Here is a 16,465-nt window from a genome sequence, read left to right as displayed (position 1 = left end):
TTTCATTGAAATGTGGAGTAACCCGAAAGAGTTAAAGCTAATTATGTTGGTTCGTTTTTCTTTATTCCATACTCTAGATTAGTTTTGAGAGTAAGAAAGGTTGAGACTATCAACGTTCATGGTATTCTTGTCGCCTTATATTTTGATGAACACTTAGACGGAGCAGATCATGGCGAGCCGTGGAATAAACAAAGTAATTTTGGTTGGCAACTTGGGTGGCGATCCAGAAGTTCGTTATATGCCTAGTGGCAGTGCTGTGGCGAATATTACTATTGCTACATCAGAAAGCTGGAGAGATAAAGCAACAGGTGAGCAAAGAGAGAAAACCGAGTGGCATAGAGTTGCTCTATTTGGCAAGTTGGCAGAAGTTGCTGGTGAATACCTACGTAAAGGTTCACAAGTGTATATTGAAGGCCAGCTTCAAACGCGTAAATGGCAAGATCAGAGTGGCCAAGATCGCTATACGACTGAAGTTGTGGTTCAAGGTTTTAATGGTGTCATGCAAATGTTAGGGGGTCGTCAAGGAGGCACTCAAGCTATGGGTGGTGGACAACCAGCTCAACAGCAGAGCAATTGGGGGCAACCTCAGCAACCTGTGCAACAAGCTCAAACACCGCCGCAACAAGCTCCAGCTCAAAGAGCGCCACAACAAGCACCTCAACAGTCGCAACCTCAATACAACGAACCACCAATGGATTTTGATGACGATATACCGTTCTAGATCTTATATAAATTAAAAGTGTTGAAAGTACATTAGAAGCCGCTATTAGCGGCTTTCTTTTGTTTGTTAACAAAAAAATGTGTATTTTCAATCAATATTTATATTATTTATGTGCAAATTACTTGATGCTCTAATTAGCAATAACTGGATAAAAAGAAGTTAACGAGCATGTTAAATTAACGGAAAAAGGGCAATTTAACTTTAATAAGTTAGGTGTGGATTTTAATTGATTTAGCAAGGGCAAAAAGGCTTTTGTGTAAATGTTGTCTGGATTGGAGTGAAAGAAAGAGTCATTTAGCAGGGCATTTAAGTCGGACTAAAACATCTCACTATATCGACCGAATGCAGATAAAGTGAACTTTCTATATTTTCTATATGCGCTTTTTTTGCCTATTATCAAAAAGAAAACAGATCATTTATTTTCTATCTATTTATAGCCTAACGTTGCATTATTTACTTTAGGCACAGTTATTGGTTGAGTTTAAGGGTATTATTTATCAAGGATTGAACAATAGATTCAACTCTATCCAATAGCGGCTAGTTATCAAGGAACGGCCTAATATAAGGGACTAAAATTAAATAGTTAAAAGGATTTTACTATTCATGCGTTATACCCCGACTCTTAAGTTAAGTACCAGGCTTACTGCTTTTGTCACTATCATCGTCATTGGGGCGATGTTTATTTTGTTTGTGGGTGGCACTCTTACTTTTAAAAACATTGGGCAAGAATACTTTAACCAACAGGTTGAAGGGATTGTCTCGGTAATTGATCAATCATTAGAAACAGATAACAATCTCAATAGTATTGAACGATGGCTACCACTGCTATCTCAAGCAAATAATATTGTTGAGTTAACATTATTTTCTGCCGATGATGTTATCTATAGCTATGCCGACGCTACCATTGAAATAGATGGCCTGAATTTGTATGAAAAATCCTATCCATTACTAAGTAACCCTGAATTTTCGATTACTATTAAAGCCTTATCACCGTATTTAGAACAAAGTCACTCTTTTAGTGCGTTATCCTCGGTGTCATTAGCCATTGCTCTAGTTTTGTTCTTTTTATTTCAAGGAGTTAGTTGGTTGAAAATACAACTAAAAGGATCAGAACTTTTAGAGGAGCGTGGAAGAATGATTCTTGCTGGAAGAATGTCGCAATATGCTAAAGGCGATGATCAGGAGTGGCCATATACAACCAGTGAGGCTCTGGATGTTTTAATTGCTGAGCTACGAGAAGCACGGTTGGAACGAAGTCGTTTCGATACCTTTATCCGTAGCCATACTTTTTTAGATCAACTGACTGGATCGGCTAATAGAGTGTTGTTCTTTTCTAAATTAGAGTCTGCTCTACAAGAAAGTGGCGCGACAGGGGCTGTATTATTATTTCGAATTTACGATTGGGATAAAGTTAGCGAAAAAATAGACAAGCAAAGGTGCGATGAATTTATCGTTGAAGTTGCTAACGTGATTTCAAGTGTTGTTCAGCGTTTCCCAGATTTTGTATTTTCTAGATACGATGAAAATGAATTTTCTGTTTTAATCCCTCATCAAAATAATAAAGACATTTCCGTTCTTGCCAATCAATGCGTGCGACAGTTAGAGAAAATGCCAACACTAGATTCTATGGACCAAGATAATTGGTGTCATGTAGGGATCACGATGTACTCAGAAGGTGAGCGTGTAGGTCAAATCGTCAATGAGATGGAAACGGCGCTAAAAAGTGCTCAATTACAAGGCATTAATAATTGGAGCCGATTTGATAAAAAGCAAGTGGTTGTTGATCAGCGAGGCACAGTAAGGTGGCGTACATTATTCGATAAGTCTTTTGCTAATGGAAAAGTATTGATTTTTGAGCAGCCGTGTTATTTATATGATGCGTCATTAAATAAAAGCACCTTGTTACATAATGAACTTTTTGCTCGAATAGATGATGGTGTCAGTATCCTTAAAGCATCAAGATTCATGTCAGCTATTGAACAGGTTGGTTATCAATCTTACATGGACCAAATCGTAGTTAAAACGATTTTAACCTATCTTAAAGGCCGAACTTTTAGTTCGCACTATTCCATAAACTTGCATGTCCAATCTTTTAAAGATAAGGCTAACCTTAGATGGATGAGAGATGAATTATTGCAATTAACCGCTGCAACTCGTCGTAAATTGAGCTTTGAATTTGTCGAAGGCCAGTTAGTGGATAATATAGATTATATTCGTCCCGTTATTCGAATGCTTTCGGCCTTAGAATGCGTGGTTATTGTTGAGCAGGCTGGACGCACAATAACCAGCACACATTACATTGAAGAACTCGATGTTAATTATTTAAAATTACACCGAAGCTTAGTGAAAAACATCGATAAAAGGCAAGAGAATCAGTTATTCATAAGAAGTTTAATTGGAGCATGTGAAGGAACGAAAACACGCGTTATAGCAGTTGGAGTGGAACAGGTTAAAGATTGGAACTGTTTACTTGAATTAGGCGTTGATGGAGGACAAGGAAGAATGTTTCAGGCCGAAAAGCAATTCATTCCTAAGCCAGAAGCACCTAAAGTACAAGTGGGTGGTAGAAATCGCTGGCGCAAAAAATATTGAAAGTAAAAATGCAGGGTCACCTATGATCTTTTGGAGTGACTTGTGGCAGTGTAAGTATTTTAAAGCTAATTCGCCTGTAAAATAGGGTGTAAATCAGGCTCAGATGAGAAAAATAGAGATTAATCCCATGTTTATGCCGCAATACCTTGCTGTAATGGCAATGCATTGGTACATTTAGTGCAATTTTTGTCTTCTAATGTTACGCAAATGAGCGAAGAATATGTTTAAGAAACTTCGTGGTATGTTTTCAAATGACCTATCAATTGATCTGGGTACCGCAAACACTTTAATTTATGTCAAAGGGCAAGGAATTGTTCTTGATGAACCTTCAGTAGTCGCAATCAGTCAAAAACGTGCTGGTACAGCAAAAAGCGTGGCGGCCGTTGGCCATGAAGCCAAGCAAATGCTGGGGCGTACTCCTGGTTCTATTTCAGCTATTCGTCCTATGAAAGATGGCGTTATTGCCGATTTCTATGTGACGGAAAAAATGTTACAGCACTTTATTAAACAAGTGCATGATAACAGCGTGCTCAAGCCAAGCCCTAGAGTGTTGGTATGTGTCCCTTGTGGTTCAACACAAGTTGAGCGTAGAGCGATTCGGGAGTCAGCTTTAGGCGCAGGAGCTCGTGAGGTTTATTTGATTGATGAACCTATGGCTGCAGCGATTGGTGCTGGCTTAAGAGTATCAGAACCAACCGGTTCTATGGTTATTGATATTGGCGGTGGTACAACAGAAGTCGCGGTTATTTCACTAAACGATGTGGTTTATTCTTCATCGGTACGTATCGGTGGTGACCGTTTTGATGAGGCTATTATAAACTACGTTCGTCGTAACTATGGTAGTTTGATTGGCGAAGCGACCGCAGAAAAAATTAAACATGTCATCGGTTCTGCTTACCCTGGTGATGATGTGGCTGAAATTGAAGTTCGTGGACGTAATCTGGCGGAAGGGGTTCCTCGTAGTTTTACTCTTAATTCAAATGAAATCTTGGAAGCACTTCAAGAACCACTCACCGGTATAGTTTCTGCCGTCATGGTTGCACTCGAGCAATGTCCTCCAGAACTCGCTGCGGATATTTCCGAAAATGGAATGGTATTAACAGGAGGGGGGGCTTTGCTAAAAGATATCGATCGTCTGCTAATGGAAGAAACTGGTATTCCAGTTGTTATTGCTGAAGATCCCCTCACTTGTGTTGCTCGTGGGGGTGGTAAAGCGCTTGAAATGATTGATATGCATGGTGGTGACCTGTTCAGTGAAGAATAAGTCCATTTGTCCGGTACGAATGGGTAAAATGTAATGAAACCAATATTTGGCAGAGGCCCTTCTCTGCAATTGCGCCTATTCTTCGCAATAACACTATCAGCCAGCTTAATGTTGGCTGATAGTCGTCTTGATACTTTCGCCCCCGTTCGATACATACTCAATAGTGCTGTCGCTCCCATCCAATATGCAGCAGATTTACCGAGAACGATGTTTGATGGTATTTATGAAAGATTTAATTCAAGGCAACAACTGATCGCGAGTAATGCTTCTCTTAAACGCGAAGTGTTACTGTTAAAGAGTGACTTAGGTTTATTGAGTCAATATCAAGAAGAAAATAAGCGCTTACGTAAACTACTCGGTTCCCCCTTTATACGAGATGAGAAAAAAGTGGTAACAGAGGTGATGGCAGTCGATTCATCTCATTATCGCCATCAAGTTGTGATAGATAAGGGACATACTGACGGAGTGTATGTTGGTCAGCCTGTTATCAATGAAAATGGTATTGTAGGTCAAGTGACCTTTGTTGCTGCACACAATTCTAGAGTCCTTTTGCTTGTTGATTCGAGTAATTCAATTCCGGTACAAGTTGTTCGTAATGATATTCGAGTTATTGCCTCAGGAAGTGGCGATCTTAATTCGATTTATTTAGAACATATTTCTTTGAGTACTGATATTCAAGTTGGAGATTTATTAGTTAGTTCAGGTTTGGGGGGCTTGTATCCAGAGGGGTATCCTGTAGCCTATGTTTCTGCTGTTGATAATGATAATAGTCGTCAGTTTGCCAAAATTGAAGCAAGTCCAGTGGTCGCATTTGATCGGTTACGATATTTATTATTGGTATGGCCAAATGAAAATAGGCAGCAACAAGTCCTTTCATCGAGCAATGATATCACGTCAAACGGCGGTCAACATTTTGACCAAGAAATAACCAGTAGTGAGTAATTTTTTTATGGGTAAATCGGTTATTTGGTTCACATTTCTTGTTGCTCTAATATTACAGACTATTCCTTGGCCGGGCGGTTTGGATTTATTTCGTCCATCGTGGCTATTGTTAGTAACTTTTTATTGGGTACTCGCGCTTCCTCATCGAGTAAATGTTGGTACAGGGTTAGTTCTTGGATTGATATGGGATCTGCTGCTAGGTTCAACTTTAGGTATTCGCGGTATTGTTATGGCGACTGCTGTTTTTGTTGTAGCAGTTAATTTCTTAGTTTTGCGTAATATGGCGCTATGGCAGCAAGCCATTTTTATCGGTGTGGTTAGCATTTTTGCCAAATTCTTAGAATTTGGCGGAGAGTATCTTATTCAAGATGTAACGTTTAATCCTATGTTGCTGTGGTCTGGCTTAATTAATTGTATTTTATGGCCTTGGTTGTTTTTATTACTAAGAAGAGTTCGTCGACATTGGTATATCAAATAAAGAGCATAGAATAATGAAACTTTATCTTGCATCTGGCTCTCCACGCCGAAGTGAATTATTGCAACAAGCAGGGTACACCTTCGATGTTGTTTTGCCTGATATTGAAGAGTGCCGACAAGAGAAAGAATCAGCCAAAGATTATGTTTTAAGATTGTCGTATCAAAAAGCAAAAGCTGGTGCTGAATTAATAATTGGATCTCAACTAACTGACGGCAATGAAATAGTTTTAGGGTCTGATACCGTTGTAGTACTAGAAGAGCAAGTATTAGAGAAGCCGATAGATTTACAAGATTCAAAAAGAATGCTGTTGGCCTTGTCAGGAAGAAAACATCAAGTTTTAACCGCTGTTACCGTATTACATAAAAATAAAATCAAATCGAATGTAGTAGTAACGGATGTATGGTTTAAGGTTTTGACTGAAGAAGAAATAGAGCAATACTGGCAAACAGGCGAACCATGCGATAAAGCTGGCAGCTACGGGATTCAAGGTTTAGGTGGGCGATTTGTCTCACGTATAGAAGGAAGCTACTACGCTGTAGTTGGTTTACCTCTTTTTGAAACGGATCAGCTCCTGCAAGAATTTTTTTAGCTTAATGAGGGTACTCTCATGAGTGCAGAGTTGTTAATAAACGTTACACCAAGTGAAACAAGAGTCGCTATGATTGAAGGAGGGATCCTCCAAGAAGTTCATATTGAGCGTGAATCTTGCCGAGGTATTGTAGGTAATATTTATAAAGGGAGAGTATCTCGCGTTTTACCGGGAATGCAAGCCGCCTTTGTAGATATAGGCTTAGATAAAGCTGCTTTTCTACATGCATCAGATATTGTACCTCATACTGAATGCGTTGCTGAAAACGAGAAGCAACAATTTCAAGTGAGAGATATTTCCGAATTAGTTCGCCAAGGACAAGATATTGTTGTTCAAGTTGTTAAAGATCCTTTAGGAACAAAAGGCGCTAGATTAACCACCGATATTACCCTTCCTTCTCGTTATCTTGTTTTCATGCCAGGGGCAAGCCATGTTGGTGTATCTCAACGTATTGATAGCGAAAATGAACGAGATAGGCTTAAAAAAACCGTCATGGAATATTGTGATGAAGATGGCGGCTTTATTATTCGTACAGCAGCGGAAGGAGCGGATGAAAAAGAGCTCGCTCAAGATGCGATTTTCTTAAAGCGATTATGGAAAAAAGTTGGCGAACGACGAGTGAAATATAAAACTCGTTCGACCCTATATGGCGAACTTGGTCTTTCGCAGCGAATTTTACGTGACTTCGTGGGTACAGAGTTGACGCGTATTCAAATTGATTCCAGATTAGTATTTGAAACGCTAAAGGAATTCACCTCTGAATTTGTCCCTGAATTGACCGAAAAACTGGCTCTTTATGAAGGCGATAAACCTATTTTTGATATGTTTGATGCCGAAAATGAAATTCAACGATCTCTTGATCGAAAGGTTGAATTGAAGTCAGGTGGGTATCTAATCATAGATCAGACAGAAGCAATGACGACGGTTGACATCAACACTGGCGCATTTGTTGGTCGTAGGAACTTAGAAGAAACAATATTCAATACTAATATTGAAGCGACTCAAGCTATTGCTAGGCAACTAAGATTAAGAAATCTTGGTGGTATTATTATTATCGATTTCATCGACATGATGTCTGAAGATCATCGTTCACGAGTTGTTGCTTCACTAGAACAAGCCCTTTCCGTTGATAGAGTTAAAACGAATATCAATGGTTTTACTAATTTGGGCTTGGTTGAGATGACAAGAAAAAGAACTCGAGAAAGTATTGAACATATTCTCTGTTCAAAATGTCCAACTTGTGAAGGTCGTGGTTCAGTTAAAACTGTTGATACCGTTTGTTATGAAGTGCTACGTGAGGTGACAAGAGTTAACCGTGCATATGAAGCGGATAAATTTGTTGTTTATGCTTCTCCTGCAGTGGCTGAAACGTTAGAAGGTGAAGAATCTCATGCTCTTGCTGAGTTAGAGGTATTCATTGGTAAGCAAGTAAAAATACAGGCAGAACCTCTTTATGTTCAAGAGCAGTTTGATGTCGTCATGATGTAACGGGGTATATGTGGCTTCATTCGCAACGAAAAGCAGCAAATTAATACTATGGTTGATAGTGATAGTGATGGTATTTTTAGCCATTGCTGTTACTAGCTTGCGTGTTGCTCTCCCTAAATTAGATTACTTTCAAACTGAAATCAGTCATATCGTTGAAGAAATTTCTGGCATACCATTTGAAATAGGTGAAGTAAAAGGCTATTGGCGTAATACTCACCCTTCTATATCATTAAAAAAATTAAATGTTCCGCGTATTTCTGACCAAAATATCGCCTTTGATATTAATGAGGTCGAGTTAGAGTTTGACTTAATTAAATCAATCATCACTTTAGAGCCCAAAATTGCGTCATTAAATTTAAAAGGCCTTCATCTGGATATCAGTAATATTAACGTATTTAAATCTGATACTTCGCCAAATAGCTCCTCAAACAAAAATAATTCAGGCATTGCTCAGGTTGAAAAACTTTTTTTTCGTCAGTTAAAAGATTTTAATTTATTAGATTCTTTTATTACCTATCAAACTTATGATGGCGACATTAGAACGTTAGATATTGAGCAATTAAAATGGCGTAATAAAGATCACAATCACAGAGTAGAAGGCTCGGTTAGTGTAGTAGGCACTCATATTAACAGCTTAGTGGTAAAAGCTGACTTCGACGATAATGGTTCAATCAGAAATGTATCAGGCGATTTTTTTCTTCAGGCTCGTAACATTAGAGTTACACCTTGGTTAACTAATGAATGGATAAAAGAAACAGGAATAACCGGCGGAAATATCAGTTTTAATAGCTGGTTTAGCGTGAAAAATAATAATCCTGTGAATGCTTATGTCGCTCTTTTACCGTCAGAATTAAGCTGGCAAGACCAAAGTGAGCACTTACTTGTCGCTGAAGAAGGCGTATTTAAATTAACACCTTCATTAAGTGATAATGGTTGGAAAGTTAGTGGGCACTCGCTACGCATTAGAACCGACGAATATGAATGGCCGAATATGGATCTTGTGTTTGAATCGGTACCGAATCAATGGACATTTAATGTCTCTCAACTTGAATTAGCTGCGCTAAAGCCATTAGTTACTCTGATCCCTAACTCCGATCAACTACAATTATGGCTTTCAAGATTGCAACCGAAAGCTTTAGTTGAAGATTTAAGAATATCACAAGACAAAGCTGATAAATCTCTTTCTTATTCTGCTTCTATTACTAATGGAGAGATACAGAACTGGGAGTTATTGCCAGAAGTTCATGATTTACAAGCAAGCGTTGTTGGTAATGAATCGGGGTTATCAGCTCATGTAACCCTTATAGATGATATTGTTCCTTATGGTGATGTCTTTCAGGCTCCTCTGCGCATTAAAAACGGCGAATTACGGATTCATTTAGCAACAGATGGGCAAAATGGTTGGCGTCTTTGGTCTGACAAAATATCGGTAGCGACGCCTGATATTCAAGCTCAAGGCGAATTTAGACTCGACTTTCCTCATAACTCAGCTGCTTTTCTTTCTTTATATGCTGAAGCGGATGTTTATAATGCTGGTGAAACTTGGCGCTATTTACCGACTCGAGCTCTGGGGCAAGATTTAACCAATTATTTATCGACCGCGATTCAAGGTGGTAAGGCTAATAACGCCAAGATAATTTGGTACGGTCCACTTAGTGAATTTCCTTATCAAACAAATGATGGCATATTTCAGGTTCACGTTGGGTTACAACAAGCTAAATTTAGCTTTGATACCCATTGGCCAACGATTACTGATATGCAGTTGGATTTGCTATTTGAGAACGATTCTATGTATTTAGATTCTCAATCAGCAAAACTCAATGGCGTAAAAGCGCAGCGAATTACTGGTCAAATACAACATCTTGGTCCAAGTGGCGCAGTTGAAATTAAAGCGAAAGCGGTTGGTAAAGGTCAAGCTGTCCGTGATTATATGATGGCAACGCCTTTGGTTAACTCAGTTGGTGCTGCCTTAACCGCGGTTAAAGTTTCTGGTGATGTTAGTTCAGAATTCCAACTCAAAATCCCATTTGATACCGATATCCCTACTAGAGCGTGGGGATTTGCTGATCTCAATAAGAATCATATCAATATTGAATCTCCTCCGATGGAATTAAAGCAAGCGACGGGTAGAATTACGTTTGATAATGATATTGTTAGTACTTCAGGTTTATCCGCTTACTTACTAGAACAACCTATATCATTAGACTTTAAAGGTGAGAGTTTACAATCCTTGTATTCAGTGGGTATAGATATTGTAGGACATTGGGATGTAGAACCATTAACACCTTACCTAGGCTCATGGACTGAAAAAGTACAAGGTTACGCCCCTTGGAACATGGGAATAGATCTACAACTCAATGATGTAGGATTTACTTATCAACTCGATAGTTCGGCTAATTTAGAATTTATTTCTAGTCAGTATCCTGTTCCATTAGAAAAAGCATTGGGTAAAAAAAGTTCACTACAGCTACAAGCATCAGGTAATCAACAGAGTATTTCGGCTCGATTACAGTTACCTGATGTGAAATATCAAGCGCAGATAGATATCACTGGTAAAACACCTATATTGGAAGCAACGAGTTTACTGGTAGGAAAAGGAGGCTTCAAAGTTAGCCCGATTGTTGGTCATGATATAAATATCAGAATGCCCACCTTTGATCTTGATAGTTGGCTATCTCTCATAGGACAACACGGCTCTAAGAATCAAGAGTCACGTTTAAGTCAAATGAATACTCCAGACATTCCCATGCCTCAAAGAGTGGATATATCTACCGATAAATTGACTTTCGCGACTCTGGACTGGAATCATGTTGAATTTAGTGCAAGAAAAAAGAATTTATCTTGGTTAATTGATATAGAAAGTGCTGAAGTAAAAGGCCAAGCAAAGTATTTAGCGCCTTATGACCTGACTGTTGCGCTAGATACTTTACATGTCTTTATACCTTCTCTAGATAGTGAATCGCCAGAAAAATTGGTATTTCGAGCGGATGAACAAGCGCCACTTATCAGTGAATTTGATAGAAGTTTTCATCAATTGATACCTAATTTAACATTAAATATTCAAGATTTTTGGTTGCAAGGTTATAAGGTAGGAACGGTTGATATTGATTTGCAACGCAAAGGGAAGCGGATCAATTGGAATAATATTGCTATCAATAGTGGTAAAAGTCAGATTAATGCTAAAGGTTGGTGGGAATTAAATGAGGATATTAGTCAATCTTCAATAGATATGTCGATGAAAGGTGAAAATAATACCGAATTATTAGAACGTTTTGGTATTCGGTCTGGAATTCAGAAAGCACCTTTTGAAATGACATCTCATTTATCTTGGAACGGTGCGCCCTGGTCAATGCAAGTTGATACGTTAAATGGAGATATGACGGCTAAATTTGGCAAAGGTATTATTTCTGGAGCAGGGAACGCAGCAAAGTTTCTTGGTATGTTTAGCTTAGATTCTATCATAAGAAAGATGCAACTTGATTTTACCGACGTGTTTGATAAAGGCTTGGCATTTAGTCATATTACGGGCTCCGGTAAAATGGAAAAGGGCGTTTTTGTCACTAACAATCTAGAAATGGATGCCACTGCAGGTGAGATGCTTATCCGTGGTATGGCTGACTTGAATAACAATATAGTGGATGCTGAAGTTGAATTTACGCCTGATCTCACCTCGGGTATTCCAGTACTCACGGCTTTTGCAGTCGCTCCACAAACTGCTATTGTTGTTTTTGCTATTTCTACTGTTATTTCGCCTGTGGTTGATGTGTTTACGAAAATTCGCTATCAAATAGTAGGAACACTGGACTCACCAGAAGTCAAAGAGCTTTCTAGAAGTAAAGGTGAATATAAGTTACCGAGCGGTAGCCGTTAATTATATCATGAGTAATATACTGTGATAGTTAATAGAAATCATGGGCAGTTAAAGTCGTCATTAGTTAATCATGTTGAATAAAAACAGGAAGTACTATGAATAGTATTGGTATCATTCAGATGACATCTGGCTCTGAACCAGAAAAAAACGTGGCTTTTATTGATGTTCAACTGAAACAACTGGCTAAAGATGGTGCTCAGCTCGTGCTTATGCCTGAAAATTGTCTCGTTTTCGGTTCTAAGGCGGACTATAGGCTTCATGCTGAGCCATTAGATACCGGCATTGTTCAGCAACAGTTATCGGCAATGGCTAAGCAGTATAACCTTTGGTTAGTCGTTGGTAGTATGCCTATTATTCGTGGTAATAAAATTAGCACTACCAGCTTAGTTATTAATAGTAACGGTGAGCGGACGGCGTATTACGATAAACTTCATATGTTTGATGCGGATGTTGAAGACAAACAAGGTCGCTACCGAGAATCAGAAATATTTCAAGCGGGTAATGACGTGGTGGTGGTGGACACACCGGTAGGAAAAATTGGACTCGCTATCTGTTACGATCTTCGATTTCCTCAATTATTTTTAGAATTAGCGGCAAAAGGGGCTCAAATTATTTCTCTGCCTGCTGCATTTACCGTTCCCACTGGTGAGGCACACTGGTCTATTTTAATGAGAGCACGAGCAATTGAATCTCAATGTTGGATTATAGCGAGTGCCCAGACGGGGCAACACCCTTGTGGAAGGGAAACATGGGGACACTCCATGATTGTTTCTCCTTGGGGAAAAGTGACGAAGCAACTTGGTCGTGAAGTAGGTGTTTTACTTGATCATATTGATCATCGAATAACTGATTCCGTTAGAAATAATATGCCGCTGTCTAAACATGCTCGATTTCACTCAGAATTACAAAAACTAATTAAAGGCAACGAATGACCATTAATCGTGTAGAAAATGATTTACTCGCCCCATCTGGCTTAACTGAACAGCATATCGCCGATACGTTAGCTAGTATTGTTACTCGTCAAGTGGATTATGCTGATATTTATTTCCAATCCAGTTGGCATGAATCTTTAGTACTGGAAGACAGTATTATTAAAGATGGATCATTTAATATCGATCGCGGTGTTGGAGTACGAGCCATTACCGGCGAAAAAACTGGGTTTGCTTATTCAGATCAAGTTCAGTTCGACAGTTTAAAGCAGAGTGCGATTGCGGCTAAAGGTATTGCTCAACAGGGACAAGCAGGTAAAGTAAAAACGTTCAGCAAATCAGCAAATAGCAATAGTTATTCAAGCGTTAATCCGTTGGAGAGTTTGGAAAAGCAACAAAAAATAGATCTCCTGAAAGAATTAGATGCGTATATTCGTACTAAAGAGCCTTTGGTTAAAGAAGTGTCGGTTAGTTTAAGTGGTGTTTATGAACAAGTGTTAGTTGCCGCTACAGATGGGACTTATGCTGCTGATATTCGACCTCTTGTTCGTCTTTCCATTAGTGTTTTAGCGATGAAAGGTGATAGAAGAGAACGAGGAAGCTCTGGTGGTGGTGGCCGTTACGGGTACGATCATTTTCTGGATAATCAAGGAGGCCGAAAAGTTGCGTTTTCATTCGCAGATGAAGCGATAAGACAAGCATTAGTCAATCTAGAAGCCGACGCTGCGCCAGCGGGCGCAATGCCGGTGGTGTTAGGAGGTGGGTGGCCTGGTGTGTTATTACATGAAGCCGTTGGACATGGTTTAGAGGGTGACTTCAACCGAAAAGGATCATCGGTATTCTCAGGTAAAATTGGTGATAAAGTGACCTCGAATCTTTGTACTATTGTCGATGATGGAACAATGCTCAATCGTCGTGGTTCATTGAATATTGATGATGAAGGCGTTCAAGGACAATACAATACTTTGATCGAAAATGGCGTATTGAAAGGTTATATCCAAGATAAGCACAATGCTCATCTAATGGGCGTTAAACCGACAGGGAATGGACGCAGAGAATCATATGCTCATTTACCTATGCCTCGTATGACTAATACGTATATGTTACCGGGAGAGCATAGCCCAGAAGAGATTATTTCAACGGTTAAAAAAGGACTTTACGCTCCTAATTTTGGTGGAGGCCAAGTTGATATCACCTCGGGTAAATTTGTTTTTTCTACCTCAGAAGCTTATTTGATTGAAAATGGTAAAGTTACTCGCCCTGTTAAAGGCGCAACACTTATTGGATCTGGTATCGAAGCAATGCAACAAGTTTCTATGGTAGGAAATGATTTATCACTGGATAAAGGAGTCGGTGTTTGCGGAAAAGCAGGACAAAGTGTCCCTGTAGGTGTTGGCCAACCGACCTTGAAGTTAGATTCGATTACTGTTGGTGGCACAGAGTAACAAGGTAAAGTTAGATAGATTTATCTTGTTACTTAGACTTTGTGATATCGGTTTATCTTACAAGCTCAGTATAATGCAGACAGAGCTTGTAAGAATACTGTAGATTGATTTTAATTTAATTCATTTAGCTCTTTCAGTACCTGAAATATTTCACGATAAGCTTTTGGTGGCTTATTGGCTTTCTTCTCTCGATTCGCTTGTAAGTAAAGTTGACGTAAACGCTGTCTATCAGCATCAGGATACGCTGTTAAAATTTCATTTAATACAGAATCGCCTTTCTCAACTAAATCATCCCGTAATTGTTCAAGTTTATGCAGTTCAGCCGTTGCTTGTGAATATTTGTTTCGATATTTATCTAGAGCTGCTTGAATTGGTTCAACTTCAACGCTTTTCATTAATTTACCGATATATTGTAACTGACGCCGTTTTGCCTCATTTTTAAAACGCTGCGCATCGGTTATAGCGATTCTTAATGACTCCGGAAGTGGAAACTTCTCCAAAATAGAAGGTTTAAGTCCAACAAGCTCAACGCCTAAATCTTGTAGAGCCTGCATATCTTGTTTCATCTCAGTTTTACTTACCCAGATGATCTCTTCTTCTTCTTCCCATGGTGCTTTTTGGTTTTTTCTTGCCATTTTATTAAGTTCTCGTAGTTATCTAGAGAGATTTGACACTATTTTAGCAAGATTTATGGGGAGAAAGCGAAAACCTTGTTATTCTAAGTAAAGATATTCGCAAAAGAACTGAAATTATGGATGTTAAACAACAAATTGCCCAACAAAAAATAGATCTTGAACTTGCTGTTGAGAAAGCATTAACACTTGCTACTGGTGTTGCCGACGCAGCGGAAGTCGCTATTAATAAAACCACTGGCATTAGCGTGTCGACTCGGATGTGTGAAGTAGAGAACGTGGAGTTTAATAGTGATGGAGCGTTAGGCATCACCGTTTATCGTGGCCAATGTAAAGGCAGCGCCTCTACATCAGATTTAAGTGAAAGAGCGATTCAACAAACAGTAGAAGCTGCGTTAGATATTGCTAAATATACTTCAGAAGACCCATTTTCAGGTCCGGCACCGAAAGAATTAATGGTAAAAAAAATACCCGATTTAGATCTTTTTCATCCCGATGAACCTAACCCTGACCGCGCCGCTAGTATCGCCATTGCTGCCGAAACAGCGGCGTTAGACTATAGCGATCAAATTAAACAAAGTGATGGTGCTAGTTATGATAGCCATTATGGCGTGAGAGTTTATGGTAACAGCCATGGCCTACTTGCTAGCTATGCTTCTAGTCGACACAGTATGAGCTGTGTAATGATTGGTGAGGGCAGTGATGGTGGAATGGAAAGGGATTATAGCTATAGTGTCGCTCGTTGTATTGATGATTTATGGACGCCTGAAAAAGTGGGAATCAGTGCAGCGGAAAAAACGTTAGCAAGGTTAGATGCCAGAAAAATAGCGACTGGCCAATGCCCAGTATTATTTGCCGCTGATGCAGCAACTGGCCTTATCGGCCATTTGATTATGGCAATTAGTGGTGGCAATCTTTATCGAAAATCGTCTTTCTTGCTGGATGGTTTGAACACTCAAGTTTTTCCTGATTGGTTTAATATTGAAGAAAAACCTCATGTACTTAGAGGACTCGCATCAAGCCCGTTTGATAGTGAAGGAGTGTTTACTCAAGATAGAACTATTATAACAGATGGTATTTTATCGACTTATCTTCTTACCAGTTATTCGGCACGTAAACTTAATATGACGCCGACAGGTCATGCAGGAGGGATCCACAACTGGTTTGTTAAGCCTACGGGAGAAACATTTGAGCAGATGTTGCAAACTCTGGGTACAGGGTTACTCGTTACCGAGTTGATGGGGCAAGGTGTCAATATTGTCACTGGTGATTATTCTCGTGGTGCATCTGGTTTTTGGGTTGAAAACGGTGAAATTCAATATCCAGTATCAGAAATCACTATTGCTGGTAACTTAAAAGAGATGTTTAAACAAATTGTAGCGGTGGGTAGTGATATTGAAACTCGTTCACAAATTCAAACCGGTTCTATTTTAATTGAATCAATGAAAGTGGCGGGAGAGTAATTACCGTTAGGGTGATTACTCGTTAGCACCTCCTAGTGAGGTGCTTTTTTT

At 39.2% G+C, this 16,465-nt stretch carries 12 protein-coding genes; 11 read left to right on the top strand and 1 reads right to left on the bottom strand.

The genetic code is table 11. The annotated features are described in order from the left end of the window. The first annotated feature begins 169 nt into the window (after nt 1–169). The 10 genes from R3X26_RS16245 (at nt 170) to tldD (ending at nt 14,319) form a co-directional block, all read left to right on the top strand. Nucleotides 170–721, top strand: coding sequence for a single-stranded DNA-binding protein (locus R3X26_RS16245; protein ID WP_317718379.1), 552 nt, complete (start codon nt 170–172; stop codon nt 719–721). Between the two features lie 603 nt (nt 722–1,324). Continuing rightward, the gene (gene csrD, locus R3X26_RS16240) at nt 1,325–3,313 is read left to right on the top strand and encodes an RNase E specificity factor CsrD (protein WP_317718378.1); all 1,989 of its coding nucleotides are present in this window, start codon (nt 1,325–1,327) and stop codon (nt 3,311–3,313) included. A gap of 220 nt (nt 3,314–3,533) precedes the next feature. Continuing rightward, nucleotides 3,534–4,577, top strand: a complete 1,044-nt coding sequence (locus R3X26_RS16235; RefSeq protein WP_317718377.1) for a rod shape-determining protein — start codon at nt 3,534–3,536, stop codon at nt 4,575–4,577. A gap of 33 nt (nt 4,578–4,610) precedes the next feature. Then, entirely contained in the window at nt 4,611–5,519 is a 909-nt protein-coding gene (mreC, locus tag R3X26_RS16230) for a rod shape-determining protein MreC (RefSeq protein ID WP_317718376.1), read from the top strand. A gap of 7 nt (nt 5,520–5,526) precedes the next feature. Next, nucleotides 5,527–5,997, top strand: a complete 471-nt coding sequence (gene mreD / locus R3X26_RS16225; RefSeq protein ID WP_317718390.1) for a rod shape-determining protein MreD — start codon at nt 5,527–5,529, stop codon at nt 5,995–5,997. Nucleotides 5,998–6,010: 13 nt separating this feature from the next. Then, nucleotides 6,011–6,586, top strand: coding sequence for a Maf family protein (locus R3X26_RS16220; RefSeq protein WP_317718375.1), 576 nt, complete (start codon nt 6,011–6,013; stop codon nt 6,584–6,586). Nucleotides 6,587–6,604: 18 nt separating this feature from the next. Then, on the top strand, nt 6,605–8,074 hold the full coding sequence (rng, locus tag R3X26_RS16215; protein ID WP_317718374.1) for a ribonuclease G: 1,470 nt from the start codon (nt 6,605–6,607) through the stop codon (nt 8,072–8,074). A 10-nt stretch (nt 8,075–8,084) separates the two neighbouring features. Then, nucleotides 8,085–11,945, top strand: a complete 3,861-nt coding sequence (locus R3X26_RS16210; protein WP_317718373.1) for a YhdP family protein — start codon at nt 8,085–8,087, stop codon at nt 11,943–11,945. Between the two features lie 95 nt (nt 11,946–12,040). Beyond that, nucleotides 12,041–12,877 carry a carbon-nitrogen hydrolase family protein gene (locus R3X26_RS16205; RefSeq protein ID WP_317718372.1) on the top strand — a complete coding sequence of 279 codons (837 nt, stop codon included), beginning with the start codon at nt 12,041–12,043 and terminating at the stop codon, nt 12,875–12,877. After that, nucleotides 12,874–14,319 (top strand): metalloprotease TldD, encoded by a 1,446-nt coding sequence (gene tldD / locus R3X26_RS16200; RefSeq protein WP_317718371.1) that lies wholly within the window; start codon nt 12,874–12,876, stop codon nt 14,317–14,319. Before R3X26_RS16205 ends, tldD begins: the two co-directional genes overlap by 4 nt. Before the next feature lie 110 nt (nt 14,320–14,429). Here the strand turns inward: tldD and yjgA are convergent, their stop codons facing one another. Beyond that, nucleotides 14,430–14,954 (bottom strand): ribosome biogenesis factor YjgA, encoded by a 525-nt coding sequence (yjgA, locus tag R3X26_RS16195; RefSeq protein WP_317718370.1) that lies wholly within the window; start codon nt 14,952–14,954, stop codon nt 14,430–14,432. Nucleotides 14,955–15,070: 116 nt separating this feature from the next. Between yjgA and pmbA the strand changes: the two genes are divergently transcribed. Then, entirely contained in the window at nt 15,071–16,414 is a 1,344-nt protein-coding gene (gene pmbA, locus R3X26_RS16190) for a metalloprotease PmbA (RefSeq protein ID WP_317718369.1), read from the top strand. Nucleotides 16,415–16,465 lie beyond the last annotated feature (51 nt).

The sequence above is a fragment of the Vibrio sp. TH_r3 genome, from assembly GCF_033101115.1.
Lineage (GTDB): Bacteria > Pseudomonadota > Gammaproteobacteria > Enterobacterales > Vibrionaceae > Vibrio.
Note: the sequence above shows the minus strand (reverse complement) of the source record. Positions and strands in the feature narration are given on the sequence as shown.